The organism is Novosphingobium sp. PP1Y, assembly GCF_000253255.1.
Classification (GTDB): domain Bacteria; phylum Pseudomonadota; class Alphaproteobacteria; order Sphingomonadales; family Sphingomonadaceae; genus Novosphingobium.
The window spans coordinates 2,373,147-2,395,163 of sequence record NC_015580.1 but is presented as its reverse complement, the minus strand read 5'-3'; the positions used below and the strand labels follow the sequence as shown (position 1 = coordinate 2,395,163).

General features: G+C 63.5%; 19 protein-coding genes. 7 read left to right on the top strand and 12 right to left on the bottom strand.

Annotation, left to right across the window (positions count from 1 at the left end; all coding sequences use genetic code 11):
* Positions 1 to 114 precede the first annotated feature (114 nt).
* Positions 115 to 534: a helix-turn-helix domain-containing protein gene (locus tag PP1Y_RS17390; protein WP_013833391.1), complete on the bottom strand. Its 420-nt coding sequence runs from the start codon at positions 532 to 534 to the stop codon at positions 115 to 117.
* Positions 535 to 577: 43 nt separating this feature from the next.
* Here PP1Y_RS17390 and PP1Y_RS17385 point away from each other — a divergent pair, with 43 nt between their 5' ends.
* Positions 578 to 3,124: a cation-translocating P-type ATPase gene (locus PP1Y_RS17385; protein ID WP_232512419.1), complete on the top strand. Its 2,547-nt coding sequence runs from the start codon at positions 578 to 580 to the stop codon at positions 3,122 to 3,124.
* Positions 3,125 to 3,228: 104 nt separating this feature from the next.
* Positions 3,229 to 4,062 (top strand): undecaprenyl-diphosphate phosphatase, encoded by an 834-nt coding sequence (locus tag PP1Y_RS17380; RefSeq protein ID WP_232512418.1) that lies wholly within the window; start codon positions 3,229 to 3,231, stop codon positions 4,060 to 4,062.
* A 502-nt stretch (positions 4,063 to 4,564) separates the two neighbouring features.
* Here PP1Y_RS17380 and PP1Y_RS17375 read toward each other — a convergent pair.
* Positions 4,565 to 4,720, bottom strand: coding sequence for a helix-turn-helix transcriptional regulator (locus PP1Y_RS17375; protein ID WP_232512416.1), 156 nt, complete (start codon positions 4,718 to 4,720; stop codon positions 4,565 to 4,567).
* 391 nt (positions 4,721 to 5,111) lie between these two features.
* On the opposite strand from PP1Y_RS17375, the gene PP1Y_RS17370 reads away from it, so the two are divergent.
* Positions 5,112 to 6,905, top strand: coding sequence for a bifunctional diguanylate cyclase/phosphodiesterase (locus tag PP1Y_RS17370; RefSeq protein WP_051010052.1), 1,794 nt, complete (start codon positions 5,112 to 5,114; stop codon positions 6,903 to 6,905).
* 50 nt (positions 6,906 to 6,955) lie between these two features.
* Here the strand turns inward: PP1Y_RS17370 and PP1Y_RS17365 are convergent, their stop codons facing one another.
* The 4 genes from PP1Y_RS17365 to PP1Y_RS17350 all read right to left on the bottom strand — a co-directional run bounded on the left by PP1Y_RS17365 (position 6,956) and on the right by PP1Y_RS17350 (position 13,173).
* Positions 6,956 to 7,546 carry a lytic transglycosylase domain-containing protein gene (locus tag PP1Y_RS17365; RefSeq protein ID WP_306305100.1) on the bottom strand — a complete coding sequence of 197 codons (591 nt, stop codon included), beginning with the start codon at positions 7,544 to 7,546 and terminating at the stop codon, positions 6,956 to 6,958.
* A gap of 86 nt (positions 7,547 to 7,632) precedes the next feature.
* Positions 7,633 to 10,644: a MobF family relaxase gene (gene mobF / locus PP1Y_RS17360; RefSeq protein ID WP_013833385.1), complete on the bottom strand. Its 3,012-nt coding sequence runs from the start codon at positions 10,642 to 10,644 to the stop codon at positions 7,633 to 7,635.
* Entirely contained in the window at positions 10,641 to 12,716 is a 2,076-nt protein-coding gene (locus tag PP1Y_RS17355) for a type IV secretion system DNA-binding domain-containing protein (protein WP_013833384.1), read from the bottom strand. The genes mobF and PP1Y_RS17355 overlap by 4 nt, the downstream gene beginning before the upstream one ends.
* Positions 12,717 to 12,873: 157 nt before the next feature.
* Positions 12,874 to 13,173, bottom strand: coding sequence for a CopG family transcriptional regulator (locus PP1Y_RS17350; RefSeq protein WP_041558953.1), 300 nt, complete (start codon positions 13,171 to 13,173; stop codon positions 12,874 to 12,876).
* Positions 13,174 to 13,687: 514 nt separating this feature from the next.
* Here PP1Y_RS17350 and PP1Y_RS17345 point away from each other — a divergent pair.
* Positions 13,688 to 13,996, top strand: coding sequence for a hypothetical protein (locus PP1Y_RS17345; protein ID WP_041559377.1), 309 nt, complete (start codon positions 13,688 to 13,690; stop codon positions 13,994 to 13,996).
* A gap of 155 nt (positions 13,997 to 14,151) precedes the next feature.
* On the opposite strand, the gene PP1Y_RS17340 is transcribed toward PP1Y_RS17345, so the two are convergent.
* The 3 genes from PP1Y_RS17340 to PP1Y_RS17330 form a co-directional block, all read right to left on the bottom strand.
* Positions 14,152 to 15,135 (bottom strand): DUF2493 domain-containing protein, encoded by a 984-nt coding sequence (locus PP1Y_RS17340; RefSeq protein ID WP_013833381.1) that lies wholly within the window; start codon positions 15,133 to 15,135, stop codon positions 14,152 to 14,154.
* Between the two features lie 504 nt (positions 15,136 to 15,639).
* Positions 15,640 to 16,638: a DUF2493 domain-containing protein gene (locus tag PP1Y_RS17335; RefSeq protein WP_013833380.1), complete on the bottom strand. Its 999-nt coding sequence runs from the start codon at positions 16,636 to 16,638 to the stop codon at positions 15,640 to 15,642.
* 83 nt (positions 16,639 to 16,721) lie between these two features.
* A complete protein-coding gene (locus tag PP1Y_RS17330; protein ID WP_041559376.1) occupies positions 16,722 to 17,189 on the bottom strand; it encodes a DUF736 domain-containing protein in 468 nt (155 codons plus the stop codon).
* Positions 17,190 to 17,318: 129 nt separating this feature from the next.
* Between PP1Y_RS17330 and PP1Y_RS17325 the strand changes: the two genes are divergently transcribed.
* On the top strand, positions 17,319 to 17,591 hold the full coding sequence (locus PP1Y_RS17325; protein WP_041558952.1) for a hypothetical protein: 273 nt from the start codon (positions 17,319 to 17,321) through the stop codon (positions 17,589 to 17,591).
* A 415-nt stretch (positions 17,592 to 18,006) separates the two neighbouring features.
* Here the strand turns inward: PP1Y_RS17325 and PP1Y_RS17320 are convergent, their stop codons facing one another.
* Positions 18,007 to 18,222 carry a DUF5818 domain-containing protein gene (locus tag PP1Y_RS17320; RefSeq protein ID WP_041558951.1) on the bottom strand — a complete coding sequence of 72 codons (216 nt, stop codon included), beginning with the start codon at positions 18,220 to 18,222 and terminating at the stop codon, positions 18,007 to 18,009.
* 419 nt (positions 18,223 to 18,641) lie between these two features.
* Between PP1Y_RS17320 and PP1Y_RS17315 the strand changes: the two genes are divergently transcribed.
* Both PP1Y_RS17315 and PP1Y_RS17310 read left to right on the top strand, forming a co-directional pair.
* Positions 18,642 to 19,124, top strand: a complete 483-nt coding sequence (locus tag PP1Y_RS17315; RefSeq protein WP_013833377.1) for a helix-turn-helix domain-containing protein — start codon at positions 18,642 to 18,644, stop codon at positions 19,122 to 19,124.
* A gap of 10 nt (positions 19,125 to 19,134) precedes the next feature.
* Positions 19,135 to 19,545 (top strand): type II toxin-antitoxin system PemK/MazF family toxin, encoded by a 411-nt coding sequence (locus tag PP1Y_RS17310; protein WP_013833376.1) that lies wholly within the window; start codon positions 19,135 to 19,137, stop codon positions 19,543 to 19,545.
* A gap of 212 nt (positions 19,546 to 19,757) precedes the next feature.
* On the opposite strand, the gene PP1Y_RS17305 is transcribed toward PP1Y_RS17310, so the two are convergent.
* Positions 19,758 to 20,258, bottom strand: coding sequence for a hypothetical protein (locus tag PP1Y_RS17305; RefSeq protein ID WP_013833375.1), 501 nt, complete (start codon positions 20,256 to 20,258; stop codon positions 19,758 to 19,760).
* A 116-nt stretch (positions 20,259 to 20,374) separates the two neighbouring features.
* Complete coding sequence (locus PP1Y_RS17300) at positions 20,375 to 21,754, bottom strand: antitoxin Xre/MbcA/ParS toxin-binding domain-containing protein (protein ID WP_013833374.1); 1,380 nt, start codon at positions 21,752 to 21,754, stop codon at positions 20,375 to 20,377.
* Positions 21,755 to 22,017 lie beyond the last annotated feature (263 nt).

Genomic DNA, 22,017 nt, shown 5'->3' with positions numbered 1-22,017 from the left:
AAACATCCTCCTCCTTTAGACCCTCTAGCAGCTAGAGGGTCAAGCAGTTTTGCGACTTGTTTGCATTAGCGTGACTGGCCGCAAAAAAATGATTCTGAGGCTACCCCGCCCCTCCTAACCGCCCGCCACGGAATCCGGCGCCAGGGTCTCGATGATCCGGCACTCGGAAATGGTGCCCTGCCCGCACTGGACGATAACGCTGCTCAGTTCGGATCTGAGGGTATTCAGATCCCGAAGCTTCCGGTCGATCTCGGCGAGATGTTCGCGGGCGATCGTGTCGACGGCCTTGCACGAAATGTCTTTCTGGTCCGCGAGCTTGAGAAGCTCCTGGACCTGGTCGATCGAGAAACCCAGCGCGCGTGCCCGGCGGATGAAGCTGAGCCGTGCGAGATGCTGCGCGGAATAGGCCCGATAATTGCCCTTCGTTCGCCCCGGCGGGGCAAGCAAGCCTACACTCTCATAGTAGCGAATTGTCTCGACCTTCGTCCCTGTCGCTTTCGCGAGCTTTCCAATGCTGAGTAGCTCGACGGACATATCGGTTGACCCTCTAGTGACTTCAGACTTTATAGAGGGCGTCATGTCGAAGAGTCGAGGTGACGATATGGTCGAGCAAACCGACGCGCACGCTATCGTGATGGGCCGCTGGTGGCGTTTCAAGGTCCACGGGCTCGACTGCCAGAATGAGGTTCGACTTCTCAAGGCAGTCCTCGTCCCGCTTGTCGGGGACGAGCAGCTGTTGTCGTTCCAGCCGAAGCGCGGTCTCCTCGATGTCGATGTCGAGTCCGGCATCGGAGTGGAGGCGCTGATCGCGGCCGTATCGACCACCGGAATGACAGCCGAATTGCAAACCGCGGATGCATTCGCGGAGGATAAAGTAGAGGCCGGCGGTTGCAGCAGCTGCTCGGGCGAACCGACGCCTGTCGAACAGATGCTTCCTGACCGTCCGAATAGCGTCATCTTCAAAATCCACGGCATGGACTGCGGTGACGAAGTCGCGGTGCTCAAGCGCGAAGTCGGGCCGGTCGTCGGGTTGGAGAAGCTATCGTTCGATCTCATCAATGGCCGCATGTCGGTCGCGGGTGCTACCGACGCCCTACATCACATCGAAATATTGAAGGCGGTCGAGCGCACCGGCATGCGCGCCGAGCTCTGGAAAGAAGGCGTGAACAGTGCCGGCGCGCAAGCCGAGCAGCGCCGGCGCCGCATCCAGGCGGCGCTGACGATCGCGAGCGGCGTGTTGGTCGTGGCGGGCTTTGCGATCCATGTCCGCGCGAGCGGCCTCGCCGCGGTGTTGCACGAGAGTCTGGCGCGGGAGGCTCATCCTCCCTTCCTCGCCATGCTCGCCTATTCGCTGGCGATCCTCTCGGCGGTTCGGTACGTCGCCCCCAAGGCGGTCCTCGCGGCACGGCGGCTCCGGCCGGACATGAACCTGCTCATGATCGTCGCGGTGGCGGGCGCCCTGGGCATCGGGCAATGGTTCGAAGCGGCGACCGTGGCGTTCTTCTTCGCGCTTGCTCTTGCCCTCGAGGCATGGAGCCTTGGACGTGCCCGCCGCGCCGTCGCGGCGCTCATGGACATCGCGCCCGACTCTGCCCGGATACGCGATGCCGCGGGTGTCGAGAAGGATGTGCCGGTCGCCGAGGTCGCGGTCGGAACGCAGGTGATCGTTCCGCCCGGCGGCAAGATTCCGCTCGATGGGCGCGTGGTCGCGGGGACCAGCGCGGTCGATCAGGCGCCGATTACAGGCGAAAGCGTACCCGTCACCGTCGAGCAAGGCGCAACGGTCTTTGCCGGGACCATCAACGGCATGGGCGCGATCGAGCTCATAACGACCCGGCCAGCCTCCGACACGACGCTCGCCCGTATCGTGCGGATGGTCGGTGAAGCGCAGAGCAAGCGTGCGCCGACCGAACAATGGGTGGAACGCTTCGCACGGATCTACACGCCGGTGGTGATGGTGCTTGCGCTGGCGGTGTTCCTCGTGCCGCCGCTTCTGCTCGGGGGCAGTTGGGCCGCCTGGTTTTATCAGGCGCTGGTGTTGCTTGTCATCGCCTGCCCCTGCGCCCTGGTTATCTCGACCCCCGTCAGCATCGTTGCGGGACTGACCGGCGCAGCCCGGCAGGGCGTGCTGGTCAAAGGCGGGGTCCATCTCGAAACCCCCGCTCGCATCACCGCGATCGCCATGGACAAGACGGGCACGCTCACGCTTGGACGTCCCAAGGTGATCGAACTGATCCCGCTTGGCGGCCGGCACGAACTTGAACTGCTGGCGGTTGCGGCTGCTATCGAAGCGCGAAGCGAGCACCCGATTGCGCGTGCGATCCTCGATGCCGCCGCGGAACGCGGCGTTGACGTGGTCCCCGCAAAGTCCGTAACGGCGTTGCCCGGCAAAGGCATCGTTGGCGTGATCGATGGTCGCGAGGCCTGGGTCGGGTCTCCCGGCTATCTTGGAGAGCGGCTTGGGAACGCAGCCGATGATGCGCTTGCCGTCCAATTGCATCGCATAGCCGGGGCTGGACTGACCGGGATCGTTGTCGGTGAGGCGGAGTCAGTCATCGGAGTGATTGCCGTCGGTGACGCGATGCGCCCCGAGGCCCGACAGATCGTAGCGCAACTGCATAAGCTCGGTATCGCGCAGATCGTCATGCTGACCGGAGACGGTCGTGCGCCTGCCGAGGCCATCGCGCGCGATACCGGCGTGGATGAGGTTCACTCCGAGCTGCTTCCCGAACAGAAGGTCCAGGCGATTGAAAGGCTGGTAGCACAGCACGGCCTGGTCGCCATGGTTGGTGACGGCGTCAATGATGCGCCGGCGATGGCGCGCTCGGGCCTCGGCATCGCCATGGGCGCGATTGGCAGCGATGCGGCGATCGAGACGGCGGATATCGCGCTGATGCAGGACGATCTCTCTCGCCTGCCGTGGCTCATCCGGCATTCGAGGGCGACGCTCGCCGTCATCCGGCAGAACATCGGCTTCTCGCTGGGGATAAAACTCGTTTTCGCAGGCTTGACGCTGCTTGGCATGGCGTCGCTCTGGGGCGCGATCGCTGCGGATGTCGGCGCCTCCCTCCTGGTCGTGCTCAATGGCATGCGTCTTGTCGGTCGCGATCAGCGGGTCCGATAATCCGGTTGCCCAGGCAGCGAAGCAACGATCTAAGCTCACCCACCATCCAATAGGACCGCACTGCTATGACCGGACAATGTGCCGCGGGCGTCGATACGGGCTTCGTGACACTGGGCTATGCCAAGGTCGCATTCTTGGGCGTGGTGCAAGGTATCACCGAACTCCTGCCGATTTCATCGACCGCCCATATGCGCGTCGTGCCGGCCCTCTTGGGCTGGCGAGATCCCGGCTCGGCTTTTTCGGCCGCGATGCAACTCGCCGCGCTCGCCGCCGTGGTCAGTTATTTCTGGCAGGATGTCCGCCGCTTGGCGGTCGGTTCCGTGTCGGCGATCGGCCGTCGGCAGTTCGCCGATCCCGATCTCCGTCTGGCGATCTGGATCGCGCTCGCCACGGTTCCGATCGTGCTGGCGGGTGCTCTGCTGTCCAACAGCCTCAACACATGTAACTCGCCCTTTCGCGCCCTGCCCGTGATTGGCTGGGCTTGCATCGCGATGGCGGTGCTGATGGCTCTGAGCGAGATTCTGGCGCGCCACAGCCGCAGCGTTGAGAAGGCATCGCTGGTTGACGCGCTGGTCGTCGGGCTCGCGCAGGTCGGTGCCCTTATTCCAGGCGTATCGCGCTCAGGATCAACGCTCACCGCCGCGCTCGCGCTCGGATTTAAGCGCGAGGAAGCGGCCCGCTTCTCGTTTCTGCTGGGCATTCCGGCTATCGCTCTCGCCGGATCGAAGGAACTATGGGAGCTGCACAAAGCCCATCTCGACATGCATGGCTGGTCCGTTCTCGCGCTCGGCCTGCTTGTCGCGTCCGTTTCGGCATTCGCCGCGATCTGGGCGCTGATGCGTGTCCTTGAGCGGTTCTCCGCCTGGCCGTTCGTCATCTATCGGGGTATGCTGGGCGTTCTTCTGCTCGTTGCGACCGCCAACGCCAGGCTCGTTTAAATGGGGCGGCTTTGACAGGCCGCGCCAGAGGCGTCGCTAGCCCGGAAATCTCACACTGCCGTTTGGCCTGAGTGTGCTGGGCGCTTTCGCGGCCTTTTCGAGGTTCGCGGAGGCCGTCGAGAGGTTTGGCGGCAGCCCAACGGAGCATTTCGAGCTTTGCAGGGCGAGTGCCACCGTTCCCGGGGGTGGCGGGTGGATCGAGACGGCAGGCTGTGGACCGTGCGCTGTCTGGTTCGTCAGCGCGCAGCGGCGGTTCGCAAGGCAAGATGGGCAAGAGCCCCGCGGAAGAATTTCTTAGGCTGACCGCCCAAAAAAGAGAGCCCAACGCGAATGATACGCATCTCCGTCTGTCATGGACCTGTCCGACTTCGCCGGGCCGACCCCGATCGCGTAATTTCCTAGCCGAAAACGGTAATCGGCAACGAACGACTTTCGTCCGGCGCCTGTTCAACGGATATAGAACAGCCCACGGGGCCTTTAGATAAATCAGGCAGTCTGCCTTTCAGTCCGGCGCCATCAGTAACAGATATGGACTGATTTCAAGCCCTTTCGCGATCCTCTCGATATTGTCGATCGACACATTGCGCTCGCCGCGTTCGACGCCACCAAAATAGGTTCGATCCATTTCGATCTCGAGAGCAAAATCCTGCTGGCTCATACCTGTCGCCAGGCGACACCGACGGATGTTCGTCGCCAGGACATTTCGAAGAGAGCCAGGATGCGTTCGTTTCACGCCACATAAATCGAACTTAGATGGTTATAAGGCGACGGGTTTTAAGTATCATTTAACCCGGCTCGCATTAATAGCACTTCGATGACACTCATGCTGTCGGAACGATGAATGACGCCCGCGCGTCCTAAATGATGCGCTAAGCTGAAGAGACTTCAGGCCAAAATGGTCACAATAAAGTGCAAATAAGTAGCTTCGAAACGCACACGTTAGCAGAGACTTAAATGCAGACGCGTATCGTAGTCGATAGTCCCCTTCCCATCAAACTTTCGAATCATCAGGTCGGTCATTGCTAGGCTTACGAAACATCATCCTTGAAATGATCGCAAAGGGGGCCGACCTCACGGCGACCATGGACCGCTTATGCCTTGAAATCGAGGCACTTGCGCCAGAGGTGACCTGCTCGGTCCTGTCAGTCGATCGCGATGGTTTCCTTCATCCCCTGTCCGCACCCGGCTTGCCCGAGGAATTCTCCGCTGCACTTGACGGACTGATGATCGGCCCCGATGTCGGATCCTGCGGCAGCGCCCCCTATCTTCGCAAGCCAGTCGTCGTCACCGACATTGGCTGTGATCCGCGCTGGACCGATTTTCGGGAGGCGGCACTGCTGCTCGGCTTTCGAGCCTGCTGGTCCACACCGATATACGGTGAATTGGACCGGGTAATCGGCACGTTCGCCCTCTATTGCCGCCAACCACGCGCGCCGAGTGAGGAAGAGAAAGCCATAGTCGAGGCATCGACGCACCTCTGCTCCATAGCGCTCGAACGTCATGAGCGCGTGGTGGAACGCGAACGAAGGGCGAGCTTCGACCTGTTGACAGGACTTGGCAATCGATCCGCATTCGGGACGGCGCTCTCACTATTGCCTTGCGACAAGCCTGGAACATGGGCCTTGCTGATCCTCGACCTCGACAACCTCAAGGTCGTCAACGACGGTTTCGGGCACCATGCCGGCGATCTCCTGATCCAGGCAGCGGCGCGGCGAACCGAAGAGTGCGCCGCCCCGAACCGCGTCTTCAGGATCGGCGGCGATGAAATCGCCATCATCTTGCGAACCCCGGAGGCGCTGCATGATCTCGACGGCTTTGCTGCGCGCCTTCTTGCATGCCTGACGCAGCCGCTCGATTGCAACGGGCACTCTGTCGTGCCCAAGGCCACCATCGGGGGAGCCGTCTTCGGCCCCGGCGACCGGGGTCCCGAGACAGTACGGCAGAATGCGGACTTCGCGCTCTATCATGCGAAGGAAACCGGCCGGGGCGGCTTCGTGCGATATTGGCCAGGCATCGACACGCGCATCATCCACCGCATCGCCGCCATCCGGGACGTCGATGCCGCATTACGCGAGAGCAGGGTCGAGGCGCATTACCAACCTATAGTCCGGCTCGACACGCGAGAAATCGTCGCGATGGAGGCGCTGTGCCGGTTGAGAATGGCCAACGGCGGTCTCCTCGCCGCCGCGGCATTTCGCGAAGCCACTGCCGACATCCATGTCGCCTCGGAACTGACGCAACGGATGCTCGAAATCGTGGCAAGCGACATGCGGCACTGGCGGGATCGCTCCATCCCGCTTGAACATATCGGAATCAATGTGTCTCTGGCCGATTTTCATGGCGGGCAACTCGACAAGCAGATCGCATCGGCGCTCGCCGACCATGACCTCCCCCTCGGGCACCTGGTGATAGAAGTCACTGAAAGTGCCTATCCGGCTTTGCGGGACAAGGCGCTTCTCGAAGCTATCGACACGCTCCGCCAGAAGGGATTGAGAGTGGCGCTCGACGATTTCGGAACGGGCGGCGGGCTTCTGATGCCATTGCTTACGATGCCCGTCGACATGATCAAGATCGATCAAGTGCTGGTCGACCGTCTTGCGCCCGACGGCGCGGGCGCGGCGGTGATCGGCGGTCTGCTCCACACCGCGCGCGAGCTCGACATTCCGGTCGTTGCCGAAGGAGTCGAGAGTGAGGCGCAGGCGGCCCATCTGGCGCAACTGGGATGCCGGCTCGGCCAGGGTTATTTCTATTCGCGGCCGCTTGACTGCGAGGCTGCAACCAGCCTGTTGCTGTCTGCCAGGAGCGCAACCGTGCCTATGCGCGTGGGAAGGCCCGGACTGTAAGAAGATTACAGGTGCGGTATGCGTCACTTACCAGATGATGTGGTCGCGGATCAGTTCGATGGGGTTCGCACCAGCCCAAATCCCAGCACCCTCGTTGCAGAGCTTCCAGCTTCCGCACCAAGGGGCCTTCCAGACCCCGTTGGCCGGGACGAAGCTACGATGGCGGCGCCGAAGATGTTTCGACCAAATCGGCGCTGCATGTGACGCGACACGCTTTGCGCATAGCGTCGCTGCCGCCAAGCAGTCGGACTATGATAAACACCGACCGCTTTCCAGAAGTCGCCCGTCGTCCTCAATGCCGACAGGAATATCCACCGCGCTGCCCCGGCATTGAAGCAGGCATCGTGCATCAGCCAGGCGCGAACCTCGGTCTGCGAACGCCCGACAAGTGCGGCGATCTTCGGCACCCACCAACTGTTGATCTGCAGGGGGCCAAGATCGTGCGAGCCGTTGGTGTTGCGAACCTCGGCGCCGATCCACCCGCCTTCCTGATCGCGCAGGCCCCAAAGCGTCTTTTCGAGCCACGCTTTTCCGCCTGCGGCTTGCCGGATGCATTCGGCGATCCGTGCTTCCCCGTTGGCCGTGCCGCGCGCCTGGGCCGGTATTGCAACGGACAGGACGACACTCGCGCAAAGGGGCAAAGTCAGCCTGCTTATCGGGGAAAGACAAATTGCATTCAGTCGGAAGGAGTTCATCGTGCTCGTCCTTGGCTTGGGGACTTGTCCGGCTATCGATCGAAGCCGTGATCGGGCTGGGATTGAGGCTGAGGTTGAAATTCAGGCTGGGGCTGATGATCCGGCTGACCGTGGGCGGGTTCGGTCCGCGTGTTCACCCGGGATGTGCGGCCATCTTCGAGGTCAGGGCCTGTCCTGCGATCAATCACGGATTGCAGAACACGATCCAGAATCTCGCCGATCCCGCGCGCACCCTCGGCGATCCGTTCGCCCAGACCTTCGGGGGATCGATTGCGGTCAAGCTGCCGTTCAAGCGCACGGTTGCGCCGTTCCTGCCGGTTGCGCAGCTGCTCGTCGCGGGCGAGGGCCAGACGATCCGCATGACGATCGGCATAGGCCCGCATGCTATCCTTGTGGAGGCGGCCCAGCCCCTCAAGCGCCGAGTTCTTCTCGCCCGATCGCTGCTCCAGCTTTTCGACGAGGCGTTTTTCATCCTCGGTCCAGAGCTTCACGCCCAACCGTGCGCGGGTGATCGCGGTGTAATAGTTCTGCCCGTTGACCAGCGACGAATTGACCGGCGCCAGCACATAAACGCGCGCATAGGTTTTCGACTGCGCCGAATAGACCGTCTCGGCATAGCCATGATCCCAGGTCTTGTGCTCGCCAAGATCAATGGTCTGGACGCGGTCGTTCCGATCCCAGCGGATGGTCGCCTGCGTACCCTCCAGCTTCTCCACGGTCCCGCGCTCGGCATTCTTGAGACCGAGATCCTTGTTTACCAGACGCCACTGGATACGGTCACCCGCCGCTAGGTCCCGCTCCTCACGGTTGAACACATTAATCTGACGCGCCTGCCCCAACCGGGGATCCCAACGAACCATCCGGCCGTTCTCGTCGGCGAGACGAACCACCTGACGGCCACCGGCATCGCGCCCGATCCCGATTACGCGATATTCGGTGTCGCGGGCGATCCCGGCGACGGCGAGATCGCGCGCGAATGTCACCACTTGGCCGCCCGAATAGAAGCGCGCGAAATGCTTCTCCTGATCGGAAAGCCCTGCCGGCGTCAGGATCGCAAGCCGGGTATCCTCGGCCGCGATCGCGCTTTCGGATTTGAGCGTCTCACGGATCTTCGTATTGACGATCAGCCGCGTGGCGTTTTCCAGAACGAGAATATTGGTGGTGGCACGGGTTTCGGGCTTCAGCCGGGTCCATTCGCCAACCAGGCCCCTGGCCAGGCTTTCCGCGTCGGTGCCGCTCACCACCTTGTCGAGTTTCTCGAGCGAGGCTGCGTAGTCACCGGAGCGCGCGGCAGTTACCGCCGCCTTCATCGCACGGGTCTCCTGGCGCATCGATTCGGTGAGCTCGGCGGTGGGCAGCCCAAGCCGCTGGAGCAGCCAGAAGGGCTTGCCCTGCTCGATCGCACCGGTCTGCTTGTTGTCGCCGAGCAAGATCAGCCGCGCGCCCGTCACCCGGCTGATTTCGAGCACGCGCCGTGCCTGCCGGTTCCCCAATTGACCGGCCTCGTCGAGCACCAGCACATGGGCCTCGGTGAGCCCATGACCGCCGCTCGCGAGCAGGCTCGCGACCGTGCGGGATTCGACGCCGGCGCTCTTCCCGAGATTGGCGGCAGCCGACGATGTGGGGGCAAGCGCGACGAACTGGGTGCCCGGCTCGGCAGATTCCTTGAGTACCTGTACCAGCATCGACTTGCCGGCACCCGCCACCCCGTGCAGCCCCGTCACCCGGTCGCGCGACAGGCCAAGCGTTACCAGCGCACGATCCTGTGCCGAGGTAAGCCCGGCACGTTCGAGCACACCAAGCAGCCGGTCGGAGGAGGCGATCGGCCGGGCGTCGTCCAGCGCCAGCGCGAGCTCGCGGACCAGCGACTGCTCGAGCCGGGCGCTGCGCCGCGTGGTTCGTCCCCGCGCCAGAACCTGATCGCCGGTCTGGGCGCGGGCCGCAAGGAGCTTGCGGCGTTCCTCGTGCCCCGCAATCAACGGACGGATATCGGAGAAACGCACCTCGCCCACGTGGCTCGCCAAGGCATGGCGATAGAGCGTCCCGAGGTTCGACACCGCTTCGCGGGTCTCGGTCTGGCGGATGCCGAACAGCGCGGCGCGGCTGGCAGTGAAGGGATCGGGTTCTATTTGCTCGCCGGTCCCTTCCCGGCTTCTTTCCGTAGCCTTCGCCTGCACTCTGACCAGATCCTCGGCATAGGGCCTCGCGCGCTCGGTCCATTGCCCGCGCAGCTCCTCGAGGCCGACCTTCGCTTTGGCTCCCCGCGTCTGATAGAAGGAGGCGCGCCGGGCCGCCTGCCCGGTCAGGCCATGTTCTTTTGCATGGGCATCGATCTGCTCGGCGCGCTGCGAGGTCTCGCGAATAAAATCCTTGGGCACGCCGGTGATCTCGAACAGCCCCCTTCTCGGATCGAAATCGATCCCGAAGCCCTGTTCGCGCAAGGTGTGGGCGAGCTCGTTGCGGTAGATCTGGCCAGCGACCATCTGCTCGGCGAACATCGCCCGGGTCTCGAGGCTCGCCATCGGCGCGCCCTCCCCGCCGTTGGTCATATTGAGCACAACAACATGGGTATGAAGATGCGGGTCGAGCTCACGGCTGGCATGCTCGGTGAACCGCGCGAACAGCAACCGCCCGGTCGTCTCGTGGACTATCTCGCCCGCTTCCCGGCGGCGGAGCGCGGCATGTTCTTCGAGGTAGGCGAGCGCCGTGGTGACGGCCCGTTCATGCGCGGCGATGATCCGATCGTCGCCCGCGACCAGCGCCATGATCGAGACCGACTTGGGGGCATTGACGGCAAAATCCCATCCGGGGTGATGCTGGATTTCGCCGCCCATGCGGTGACGGCCGAGCTGCTGGCCCGCGACCCGGCCGGCCAGCAGTTCTTCGAACATGTGCGGGTCTACCTTGCCCGAGAGCCCAAGTTCAGGTGCGAGCCTGCCGCCCCATTCGCTGGGTTCCTCTCCGCCCTTGGTATAATAGTCGCCCACCGTATAGTAGCGGGCGATATTGCCGGACGTACCCTTGAGGCGGCGCGGATGGATCATGCCGGCTTCGCCTTGCGGGCAGGTCCGTTCTCGCGGTCATAGACGTCGATCTCGATGCGCTGGTGCCCGCGCCGCGGCGCCAGCGTGAAGTCCTGAACAGGTTTCGGCGGCTCGGTGGGTGTTTTGGGCGGCGTGACCGGCGGGGTTTCCGGTCCACTGACAGGCTTGTGATCGCCCTCGCTTGCGCCCTCTGGCAGCGGCGTGAACAAGTCCGTTTGGGGCGGGTTCATGGTTGGTTCGCCGGTCGGTTTCTGCCTCCGTTTGGGCCGCGCGGTTTTGGCTTTCGGAGCCGGCTGCGGCTCCGCCTGGCTATGAATAGCAGCGATGATCGCCTGCCCTTCGCTGTCACGCAGCGGCGGCGTATCGCGCTCGATAAACCCTTCCGCCAAGGTCTGCACGGTGTTGAACCGGTCTTCGAACCGGACCACCGGCAGGTTGCGCCCGAACCGGAGATAGCCGCAGAGGTTGGGAAGGTTTGTGACCTCGGTGTGCATCACCAGCGGGCGGGTCACCTGCATGCGGCTGAGGTTGACACCGTCGCGCATGTCGTTGACGCCGTAGGACATGCCCTCATTGGCCTCGACCTGCTCGACCTGCCCCAGATTTTCCGAAACATGTTTGGCGGTTGGGGTGTCGTTCGCCCTCAGCGCCACCCAGGTCGAGCAGTAGCCGGTGATCGCGGCGGCATCCTGAATCCCGTAGGTCGCTTCCAATTGCGGATAGGACTGGAACCCCAATATGCCGCAGCCGCCATATTTGCGGGCTCGCGCGAGGAAATCCGAAAGCGAGGGTAGTTTCTGTAAAGAAGGCAGTTCGTCGATGACGCAATAGAGCCGCCGCTTGCGGTCGGGCGTGAGGCTCATGATCGCCGAGATGGCGATGTCGAGCCAGACCGTAATCAGGGGTCGCAGCGAAGGAAGCTGGTCGGCCTTTACGGTGATGAACAGCCAGTTGTCGCCCTCCTCATTGGTCACCCAGTCGCGGATCGAGAGGCCCTTCCTTGTGTCGTCGAGGTAGGAGAAGCTGCGCATCACCGAGGCGAGCTCGGCCTGGATACCGGCCGAGGTCCGCTCCCCCTCGAGGCTGATGAAAGCCGCGGCATCGGTGCCGGCGGCGAAGGCGGCAAGGTCCTTAAGCTTGGATCGCAGCAGCCGGTCGAGCAGGACCGAGACCAGCATCTCCCCTTCCCGGGCGAGCTTCCTCAGCACTGCCACCAGCGTGCCGCGCGAGGCCTTGGCCCAGAAGGGATCGCCGTGCTTTTCGGGGATCGTCGACTCCGCGATCTGGTCGTAATGATAGTCGCGCGGCACATCGCCCCAGGGCGACCATTTGGCGGTGCGCATGTCGAGCGGATTGAGGATGATGTCCTTGCCCGGCCGGTAGAATTTCTCGACGAAAGTGCCGGCGGTGTCGTATATGATCGCCCGCTTGCCCTTTGCACGGATCCCTTCGAGCATCTTGACGATGAGGTTGGTCTTGCCAGTGCCGGGTGCTCCGCACAGGAGGATATGCTCGGGCTCGTAGGCGTCAGGGACAGGGACACCGCCGATCGCGAAGCTCCCCTTCTTCTGCCGCCAGAGCAGCCGCCGCACTTCGCGAACGCTGCCGAAGCGCGCGCCGCGGATATATTCGTTGGAACCGAGGCCCCGCCCCGTCCGGGTGAACGAGAACCAGGCGATCGCGAGCGCGGCAAGAGCGAACAGGCCGGAGATGATCGCGCCGTGGATCAGGTATAATTCAAAGGCGTGAAGGGTCTTCTTGGCGAGCCCGGACGCAAGCAGCCAGTCGGCCGAGGTCCAGTATTGCTGCCCCGCCGGGGTCTTGAACAGCACCGGATCGTTGGTGCCGGGCGCGGCATCGGCCTTGAAGCTCGCCTCGACCAGTTTGGTCACGACATAGCGCTCGTAGGGCGTCGATTTCTCCAGCGCATACCAGACGATCCCCATCACCCAGAGCACCAGGCAGGCGGTCATGGTCTGGAAGAAGACCTGGGTAGTCATGCGGACATTGTGGACGATCGACTGACCGCCGCGAGTCCAGCTGCCCAGCGTGTCGTTGCGGAATATGCTCATGATCGGGGCTCCTGAGGGTCATGCGGGTGGAGACGATACGTGCGGGCGCCCATGTTGAAGAGCGGCGGGAAGCCGGCAGCTGACGGCAGAACCGGGGAATGAAACACTTGCCTGTTCGATCTGTACGACAGGCCGAGACGTCGCTTGGCAGGTCCGCTCACCGGTCCTGCTCCGGATCGAGCAGGCCCCGTTCGCGCAGGACCGCCTTGGCATCCTGCATTCCCCGCTCGAGCAGCTGCGGAGAGCGCTCGCCGATCGAGGTCGCGACCAGGGTCAGGATCTGGATGACGATCCCGAGCAGTTCGTCCTGCGAGGAATAGATGTAGCGCCCGCGCGGGTCGGCGGCCTGCGCCAGGACCGAACGAACGAAATCGGAAAGGGACAGATTGGCGCCCTGCGCGCGGCGCTGGAGACTGAGATAAAGGGTGTCGTCCACCCGAACACTTATTCTGTGCATGCCGTTGCTCCGAAGTGGAGCCCGGCGACAGAATGTCATGAAGCGAGCGCATCAATAGCGTAAGCCTCGAGAAAACTCAAGAAAATCAGATGTCAGCCATGGCACCCGGCGCAAAGGCGCGGAAAATCGCGATTCTGCGCGAGGCCGGTTTGCTACGGGGTGACATGGATGCCGGAGGGCCGGTCCAGCGGGTGCCATGGCACCCAACACAACTCCTTGAACAAGCGCGGTAAATCGCCGCAGCACCCGTGCGTACGGTGCATTACAAAACGGCCACGGCCGTGCGTCTTTTCTTGCGCAGCGATTTCTCGCTGCGTCGCCTCGTCCCGGAAGGGGCGCGGCTCCCCCGAAGGGGTTTTGTCCTCCCGCCGGCGGCACGCCGGCAGGCTGATCCATGTGGGCAAAAGGGGGAAACGATGACGTCATGACACAACGTCGATCCGGGGGATTGCATGAGCAATTCCATGCTCCGATATTGGGGGCGGCGGGCAGACCATCCCCAAGGATGATCGACATGCCCAAGATGACCGACAGAGAACGCCTTGCCGACCTCGAAGCGCGCCAGCGCAAGATGGGCGAAGAGGTGGAAAAGACCCGCCGGAACTTACGCGGAAAATATGCCCAACTGGTTCCCGAGCTTGCGGTTGAACAGCTTACTGAACGCGAGTTCCGCGATGTGATCACCGCCGCCATTCGGGTGGGCGGCGCAGCCGCAATCGCTGCGCTCAAGCCCCTGCCCGATGCGAGCGCCACTCCTCAATCTACCCCCGCGAACAATCAAAAATCATCCCGCAGGGATGGCCCAGCGACGAGCATGGCGTAGCCACGCGCAGGAGGCCGGAGCCGCTCTTCGCGGCTTCGCATCGCCGCCGCGACGGACCCGGGCCGCAGGTCCGGGCTCCCGAGCGGGGGCGACCTCCATGCAGGCAAAAAAAGGGACCGGCCGGACGAATGCCCGACCGGTCCCACACCCTTATCTCACGCCGCGGCCTGCGCTGTCCGCTGGTCCTTGAGGGCGAAGAAGCGCGCGGGGATGCGCTTCGCCCTCACCTCCCGAGCCAGATGCGACTGCAGCCCGGACCCTTCGCAGACGATCGCTTCGACCGGACGCAGGTTCAGGAGCTGTTCGTTCCGGGCGAACCCTGCGCGCTTCCCCAGACGCCGGTCGAGCGTGAAGGCTATGAGCATGGTCCCGCTCTTTGCCGCCCAGGCAGCGGCAATGGCGTCGCACCCCTTGTCCTGCGCGGTCGTCGCCAGCACCATCCCCGGAATGCGCGCCTTCACACCGTCGAGCGTTTCGGTCAGCAGCGCGTGATCCTCCCAGACCTGCCCCCCTGAGAAGACCACCACCGGGCCCTGCGGGGCATGCGCCTCCGCCTTCCTCATCCGGCGCGCGGCGAGGAAGTCCTGCGCCGCGATGACCGAGGCGGTGCGCTTCGAGGAAACCAGCGATCCCTTCGGGCTGGACCAGGGCCGCCCGGTCTCGGCGAGATAGGTGGCTGCGGCATAATCGCGCATGCAGGCGACCGCTTCGCGCGCCTCGTCGAGGGACTGGCAGAGGAGCTGGGCTTCCTCGAGTTCCCCCATCATCACCTCGCTGCCGTCGGCGCTGTGCACCAGATCCTTGATCTTGACTGCGGCCCGGTCGGCCTCGCCATCGAGCTGGTCGGCGACCTTGTGGAAGCTGTGAACGATCCCCCAGGCAAGCCGCGCCGCCACACTTTCCAGCCTGGTATCGCGCAGCACGTCGAACATCGTGCGCACCAGCATTTCGGTAGCGAGCTGGGCTTCGGTTGCGTCCGGCATGTCGGCGGTCAGTTCTTCCTCACCGAACCCCATGCGGCTCGTCTCCTGCGCGCCTTCGAATGCTGCGCTGAAGCTGTCGGTCGTCACCATGGTTTCGGCGGCGATGAGGTCGGCGATTTCTGCGAAGTCACGGATCGTGCGGGTCGTCGTGGTCATGTCTGCCTCCTTGAATTGATTGAAAGAGGCATTTTCAAAGGCACGGGCTGTGAGCGCCGGGGTCAAGGATCGCGAAGCGACCGCGCAGCGGCGATGGGGGTCACGATTTTCTTTGGCGCTGCGCAAACGTCCGAAACAGAGCACTGCCGCCCGCCCGCCAAAGAAAATGGTGGGGCCCCGTCGTCCTTGAGGCCGGTGCTGTCCCCGTGCCAAACTTGGACTTGTTGGTAGAGAGAATTATACACCCACCTCGCCCCACGCACCCGAGGACCAGCACGGGCTCGATGCCCGTGTTGGCCCTGTTTGCGCCGACGCTGCGACCCCGAATCCCACCGTAAATTGGCGACGATCCAGCCATCGCAATGAGCGTGACAAGGCGGTGGAGTGGCTCCCCCATAGCATAAAAATGGGCCGGCACGCGGCAACCGCGTCCGGCCCAGCATCGTTGCCATCGGGAGCAAATGCGGAGGCGGAGAAACTTCGTCCCGCACCGGCGTCGAGCGATTAGGCCCGCATCCTCCGCACCGCGCTGTCGGCGACCTGATCAACCTTGCGGAAGGCATGGATCGGAACATTGGCCTGCCGCAGCGTCTGGTAGAGATTGGCTTGCAACCCCGAGCCTTCGCACAGCAAAGCCTCGACCGGCTTAAGCTCGGCGAGCTTGCGGTTGCGCGTAAAGGCGGTCTTGCGCCCATTGCCATAGAGGCCATAGGCGACGAGCGGCACGCCGTTTTCGCTCCGCGCCGCCCAGGCGGCGGCAATGGCATCCGCTCCCTTGCGCTGCCCAGTCGTCACCAGCGTCATATGGGGAATGCGCTGCTTGATCTCATCGAGCTTGGCCCAGAGTGTCTCCCAGTCGTGCCATTGGGCAGGCCCGGAAAACACCACGATGGGTCCCCTCGGCATGTGCTTCTCGCGGGTCGCGAGTTCACGGGCGCGCAGGAAATCGAGCGCGGCGATCTGGCTCGCGGTCGAGGCCGAGGATGCCTTGCTGCCGCGCGCCGCCGACCAGGGCCAACCCGACAGAACGCGGTACATTTCGGCGGCATAGTCGCGCATGCATTCGATCGCCTCGCGCTGTTCTGCGACCGACTGACAGAGGATCTGCTTCTCCTCCATCTCGCTGTTGTAGACCTCGCTCATGTCGGGATGACGGGCCATGTCCCCGACTTCCTGTGCCAAGGCATCCTCGCGCCGTTCGAGCTTGCCGGCGACGAAGTGGAAGCTGTTGACGAAGCCCCAGGCGATTTCCGCTGCGAGCGGCTCAAGCCGGGTTCCGGCGAACAGGTCGAAGATGGTGGCGACGATGCCGCCACATTCGGCCTGCGCGGCGAAGGGGTCGGGCATCTCATGCTCGCCGGGCTGCTCGCCCGGTTCGATGATCGACATGGCAAGCGGATCGCCGAACGCCGCCTGGAATTCGGGGGTGGCGGTCATCTCGGCGTAAAGTTCCTTGAGGTCGGGAAAGCTGCTGACGCTGCGCGCTGCGGGTGAACTGGCCATGGGTCTGGCTCCTTGACGGGAAAGGGAAATGAAAAAGGGCCAGAGGCGACTGGCGCCCCCGGCCCTTCGGCTGGCCGCCCAGGTCAGAACGGCAGGTCTTCGCCATCCTCGGCGCCAGCGCCCGCCCCCATCAGCGCGCCATCGTTGCCCGCCGTGCTGTCGCCGAAGCCGCCCTCGGACCGCTGGTCGTAAGAGCGCTGCGACGTGCCGAAGCCACCGCCGAACTCGGCGCGCACGGTCTCGCGACGCCAGGCGATGGTGAAGCCGCCATCCTCGGTCGGGAACAACGCGACGGGCAGCGGCTCGGGCAGGCCCGGGTCGTCGACCGTGCCAGCGAGGAAGGCTTCGCCGGTCTTCTTCGAGAAGGCTTCCCACAGCGCCCCGATCTGCACCCAGCGCCGAGCGACGTTGAGCGCGAGGATCTCGTAGACCGGCGCGCGGTCACTCATGCTTTCGACCTTGCGCAGGCCGATGCGGGGCAGGTCGATGGTACGCGTGGCGATGGAACCGGTCAGACGGCCGTTCACATTCCGGATTTCACCAATGTTCATGATCTCAACTCCTTCGATAATGTCGCTCTCGAACCATTTCTTCGCGACACCCTCTTCAAACCGCCTCTTCTCTAGGGACCCGGCCTTGCCGCCCGCACGGAGCGGGAGTTGTCGCACTTCCCTTCCCGCATGCCCCGGCCTCACCCATCGAACCGCCCGCGCCACCTCGACGGGCTGGCGCCCGAACCCCGTCATGGCTATTATGCGGGCATGGACTCGACGACGCTCCGCACCGTGGCCGACCTCGCCCGCAAGCGTGCCGCACGCGGTTGCTCGGGAGCGCAGGGCGATGGTCTGATGCGGCTTGGCGCTGCGCGCGCCCTCAACCAGCTCGCCGCCGATCTCGAAGCCAGCGCCACCGAATTCGAGCGGCGTCCCGCTTCGCGCCGCTCCCGCGCCTGACTCCATTCGTCTTCAGCACGGTGCATGGAATCTCATGCACATTCGCGCGGCAACACACCGCACCATCCCCCCTCGCCCCGCGGCAGGGATATAAGTCCGTCAGGAGCGAGACCCGCGAGAGCGGGGCTCGAGGCGCAGCCCGTTAGCCCGGTGCCCGCGCAGCGGGCAGCAGCCCTTCCCCTCAATCCGCTTCACAAACCGCCCAACGACCACAACCATGCGAACGGCAATCTGTGCCCCGCACATACGGAAGCAGGCGGAACACCAATCGAATGATGCCGAGGTGGGTCCGCAGAGCAGGAGGGGATGGAGTTCTCAGCGCAGCGGCATGGTCGGCGGACAGCATGACGGGCCTGCCGCGCAGTGAACCGTGCCCAATATGACTTGTCCAGTCGCAGGCCGATGAAGGCCAATCTCAGGCGCTGGCGAGACCGATCCAGGTCAGCGACAAACGATCAGCCCCAGACAGTTCGCCTTCGACGACAACGTCTTGGCCATCGAAATTCGAGAGATCGTCGGACGCCGTGAGGTAGAACAGCTTCTCCTCGGCCGTCTCGAGCATGGCGCTACGGCCATTCAGACGAAACCGCCCCGTCATACGGCGATAGGCATTGTTGCTGCGGCTTGCCATCACAGGTGCCGGTAACAAGGCATGACCTGCCAATGCGTGGCAGCGGCGCCGGAACGGGAATCGACTCGTTGAATGACCATGATGCTCTGTCGTTTGGCACGGCGTGGCAGGCAAGCCTATTCCCGTGGCCGTCACCCGGCGACGCAAGCGGCATACTCGCAGAAAATGGCCCGACCGGGAGGCATCAGCGCCTCCCCGTTCGGGATACTGGGTTATCCGTAGCGGATTATGCGGTTGAGCGGATACTGGTTAACAGCGCATCCTACTTTGTAGGGCGCTGAAGGCTACCCGGCCCCGGCCTCCAGAACCTCGGGAGCGGAAGGCATCAGCGCCGCCCACCCGCGCCCCTAGAGCCTCCCCCTCAAACTTGATTCGCCCGCGTAGCAAGCACATATCGGGATCAAGAAAGGACTATTCCGATGGCGATCAAAAAGCAACCGGCGGCCAACGCCGACCTGCGCACCAATGAAAAGAAGTGGTCCAAGCCGCTCATGGATGCCGGCTGGACCGCGTTGCCCAGCGTTATCATCGAAAACCAGAAGCAGCTTGGCCTCTCCCCGCTCGACCTCAACATCGTGCTCTACCTGGCGAGCAAGTGGTGGACGCCGGAAGGCAAGCCGTTTCCTTCCAAGAGCACGATGGCAAAAGCCATGGACGTGCACCCCCGCACGATCCAGAAGCATGTCGCGGCGCTGGAAGGCGCTGGCTACATCCGCCGTGAAGAGCGGCGCACGGAGACGGGCAGCAAGACGAACGTCTATCACCTCGACGGCCTGATCAAGGCCGCCAGGCCGTTCGCAGAAGAGAAGTTGGCCGAGATGAAAGACAAGGCCGAAATGGCAAAGCGGCGACAGAACCGCCGCGGCGCACCCAAGCTACGCCTGGTGAAGGGCGAGGAGTAGAACCGAAGTCATGTCTGCCCATGAACAAGCGCCGCCGCCCAAGGTCGCGCCGCGCCTGGTCGGCGCGCCGAAGATCAGGCAACTGCTCTGGTGCGATTTTCCGCAGGACGCCCAGCTGCCGGAATTCTGGAAGCGTCGACCAGTGATCATCCTGTCTTACCGCAACACACTGCACGGGGCGGTCACCGCCGTCCCTTGTTCGACGCAGGCCCAGCCGGGAAACAACTGGGCGTTTCCCTTGCAGACCACGATCGACGGCCGGGCGGCATGGGCGATCTGCGACAAGATCACCAGCGTTGCCGTCAGCAGACTCCTTCCCGACAAGGGCGGTATCGTCAGGATGCCTCAGGTCGAGTTCGACGACATGATGCGGCTTGTGCTAGCATGGCTCCCGGTGCCCGCAGCGCCTCCCGCCCCGTAGTTTTTAATTGCATGTTCATACCCTGACACCTATATGGGGAGCACAGGCGGCCTCCCTCAGGAGTGTCCGTTTCCCGCAAGGGAACTAAATGCCAAGGCAGTCCGAAAGGGCTGCCTTTGGTTTTTTGGGGCTCAGGCAACTGCAGGATGGACCGGGAGAAATCGGGTCTTCGCAGGCCAGTGCATATTGGCTCCAGCCCGGCAACGCTCCGCTCAGGCAGTTCCCAACGTCTCGGGCAGAACGGCCAGATGCACCGGCCGGTGCGAGCCCAGCGTCTCGACCAGTCGGGCTTCGGCCTGGACGAGATCATCGAGTGTCTCGAAGGCCTCGCTGGTGTAGGCACCGCGGGCGAAATGTTCGTCCTGTGCCGGGACCATTATCGCATAGTCCGCAGGCCAGCGACAAAGCATCAGCCAGGGCCATTCCGGACGGGGCGGCGGGTAACGAGCGACGACGATGTCATCGGCTCGAAGCGCGGAAAGACGATGATCGAACAGGTCGGGCACGACTAGGCGCGATCGTTCCATTGCGAGGAAGGCCGTTATTTCCGCATATTCAGCGTCGGTCTCGAGGATCACGGGGTAATAGCGCCCCAGAGGGAGGCTCGGTGACGCGTAGACGGGCGGAATGTCGATGAGAAGCACGTCGGGCATGGTCGCAAGCGGGCGGCCGTACAATGCCCGCCGGGCGGCAAGGTCGTCGAGAAGGCGCATTGTTTACTGCTTCGAGCTGGCCGGCCATGCCGGTCAAGCTGAATTCAGGCCAATCCTGCCCGTTCACATAACGGGCGAAGACCGGGATCATGCGGTTGCGGGACTCCCAACCGACTTCATTTCCGCAGGTCCGCAATACCCAGTTCCGCCCACATCCATGAGAAGTCGTAGCTGGCCATGGGATCGCATGAGCCCTGCGTCCTCGCTGTGCCATGCTCCAGATATTTAAGCCATTCAGCGACTTTCGTGCGGCCAGCCTTGGTGCGGGCAAGCGCGCGCGGGGTCTTGCCGCCCAGCATGGGAACCGGCTCATCCAGCGCGCTGGCATATTCGCGGTCGAGCATGGCGTGGACGATACGCTCCATGTCCTGCGGGTCGAGTTCCGGCTCTTCCTGATGCGGGCCATGGTGAGCGTCGTCGTTCAGCATCTGCTCCAGTGTGCGGATTTCGGTCAGCGGAGTACCCACCAGGGCATCCAGCCAATGCGACAACTGCATCCTGGCGCTCTCGGCCCGTTCGGCGCTGTTGACCTCGATGGCCACACGCCGGCCTTCCAGCGCGATCGTGCCGAACACCGGCGTGCCATCGTCCATGGTGCTGGTAATGCGCTGGCTGCCGGTCGGAACGGCGCGCGTTCGCCTGTTCCCACCAGCACGTAAGAGCCAGTTCCAGAATTTGGGACCGGCGGTTTCGAGATCGGCGATCGCATCCAGCCTTTGCGCGATGTCCCTTTGGGTCGCCCCCTTGGCGATGGGAAAGACGATGCGGTGAAACACCACGTCCTCTCCATCGGCATTGACCAGTTCGGGCAAGCCGGATCTGGCCGAGGCACCAAGACAGTCCCGCAGCCACATGGCGGTGAACAGCGGGGCAGTGTGGCGCAGCAACTGGTCGCGATCGGTCACGTCGAAGCCGGCGTCCGGATCGGGAGATGCGGAAAGCCGCGCAAAGGCCGCGATCAGTTCGGCGCTGGCTTCCGGTCCGAACGACAGCAGTGCGCCCGAAATACCATGGGTTGCGCGCACTTCGACGACCCGTGCGGCGATGCGGTCCCAGTTGACCAGCGTCTGTGTCGCGCTCCGCTCATGCACGGTGACGGGTTCGGCATCTCGCAGCAGGTCGCGCAGCTTCATCGACTGGCCCGGGACGACCTCGCTCACTTCGTAGAGCGACATCACCGAATGGCGCAGCGCCCGCATATAAGCCTTGCTGGGTGCCTTCTCGTTCCAGCCCCGGCGCTTGAGGTAGTCCTCGACCAGGTTGAGCCCGTCGGGTCCGATCTCTTGTGTCAGCAGATCCTCGAAGGCGCAGCCCCAGAGGTTTCCTTCCCAATGCGACCCGATCCGGTCGAAAAGCGCCTCGGGATCGAGCCCGGCATCTTCCAGGACTGGGCCAAGATGAGCGGACAAGGTCTCGTCCATTGCTTCGGCCCAGGGTGAGCGGTCGGCATATTTGATGAGACCGGCAATATCGTAGGTGGCTTTGGTCTTGGACATTGAACGGGTTTTCCTCACGGGAAGGACATTTCGCAACAGGTTGGCTGAGTGGTCCATCGGATGGTGACGATCCCGGCCCCACGCTGTTGGCGACTACACATGGTCTTGGCAGTCTATTCCGGCCAGCAGCATGTGGGCAGCGCATCTCCCGATTGTACGCAGGATATCAGGCGACCAGCGCCAGGATTTGCTCGTCCCGTTGGGGTGCTCGGCTGGTCGTACGGAACGGCTGAACCGGATTGCCTGTTCTCACGATGAATTGG

Coding starts and splice junctions, on each gene's coding strand:
- PP1Y_RS17375 (WP_232512416.1), bottom strand. CDS start 4,720: ATGAGCCAGCAGGATTTTGCTCTCGAGATCGAAATGGATCGAACCTAT.
- PP1Y_RS17330 (WP_041559376.1), bottom strand. CDS start 17,189: ATGAACATTGGTGAAATCCGGAATGTGAACGGCCGTCTGACCGGTTCC.
- PP1Y_RS17340 (WP_013833381.1), bottom strand. CDS start 15,135: ATGACCACGACGACCCGCACGATCCGTGACTTCGCAGAAATCGCCGAC.
- PP1Y_RS17315 (WP_013833377.1), top strand. CDS start 18,642: ATGGCGATCAAAAAGCAACCGGCGGCCAACGCCGACCTGCGCACCAAT.
- PP1Y_RS17385 (WP_232512419.1), top strand. CDS start 578: ATGTCGAAGAGTCGAGGTGACGATATGGTCGAGCAAACCGACGCGCAC.
- PP1Y_RS17320 (WP_041558951.1), bottom strand. CDS start 18,222: ATGGCAAGCCGCAGCAACAATGCCTATCGCCGTATGACGGGGCGGTTT.
- PP1Y_RS17335 (WP_013833380.1), bottom strand. CDS start 16,638: ATGGCCAGTTCACCCGCAGCGCGCAGCGTCAGCAGCTTTCCCGACCTC.
- PP1Y_RS17310 (WP_013833376.1), top strand. CDS start 19,135: ATGTCTGCCCATGAACAAGCGCCGCCGCCCAAGGTCGCGCCGCGCCTG.
- PP1Y_RS17300 (WP_013833374.1), bottom strand. CDS start 21,754: ATGTCCAAGACCAAAGCCACCTACGATATTGCCGGTCTCATCAAATAT.
- PP1Y_RS17390 (WP_013833391.1), bottom strand. CDS start 534: ATGTCCGTCGAGCTACTCAGCATTGGAAAGCTCGCGAAAGCGACAGGG.
- PP1Y_RS17370 (WP_051010052.1), top strand. CDS start 5,112: ATGATCGCAAAGGGGGCCGACCTCACGGCGACCATGGACCGCTTATGC.
- PP1Y_RS17325 (WP_041558952.1), top strand. CDS start 17,319: ATGCCCCGGCCTCACCCATCGAACCGCCCGCGCCACCTCGACGGGCTG.
- PP1Y_RS17350 (WP_041558953.1), bottom strand. CDS start 13,173: ATGCACAGAATAAGTGTTCGGGTGGACGACACCCTTTATCTCAGTCTC.
- mobF (WP_013833385.1), bottom strand. CDS start 10,644: ATGATCCATCCGCGCCGCCTCAAGGGTACGTCCGGCAATATCGCCCGC.
- PP1Y_RS17305 (WP_013833375.1), bottom strand. CDS start 20,258: ATGCGCCTTCTCGACGACCTTGCCGCCCGGCGGGCATTGTACGGCCGC.
- PP1Y_RS17345 (WP_041559377.1), top strand. CDS start 13,688: ATGCCCAAGATGACCGACAGAGAACGCCTTGCCGACCTCGAAGCGCGC.
- PP1Y_RS17355 (WP_013833384.1), bottom strand. CDS start 12,716: ATGAGCATATTCCGCAACGACACGCTGGGCAGCTGGACTCGCGGCGGT.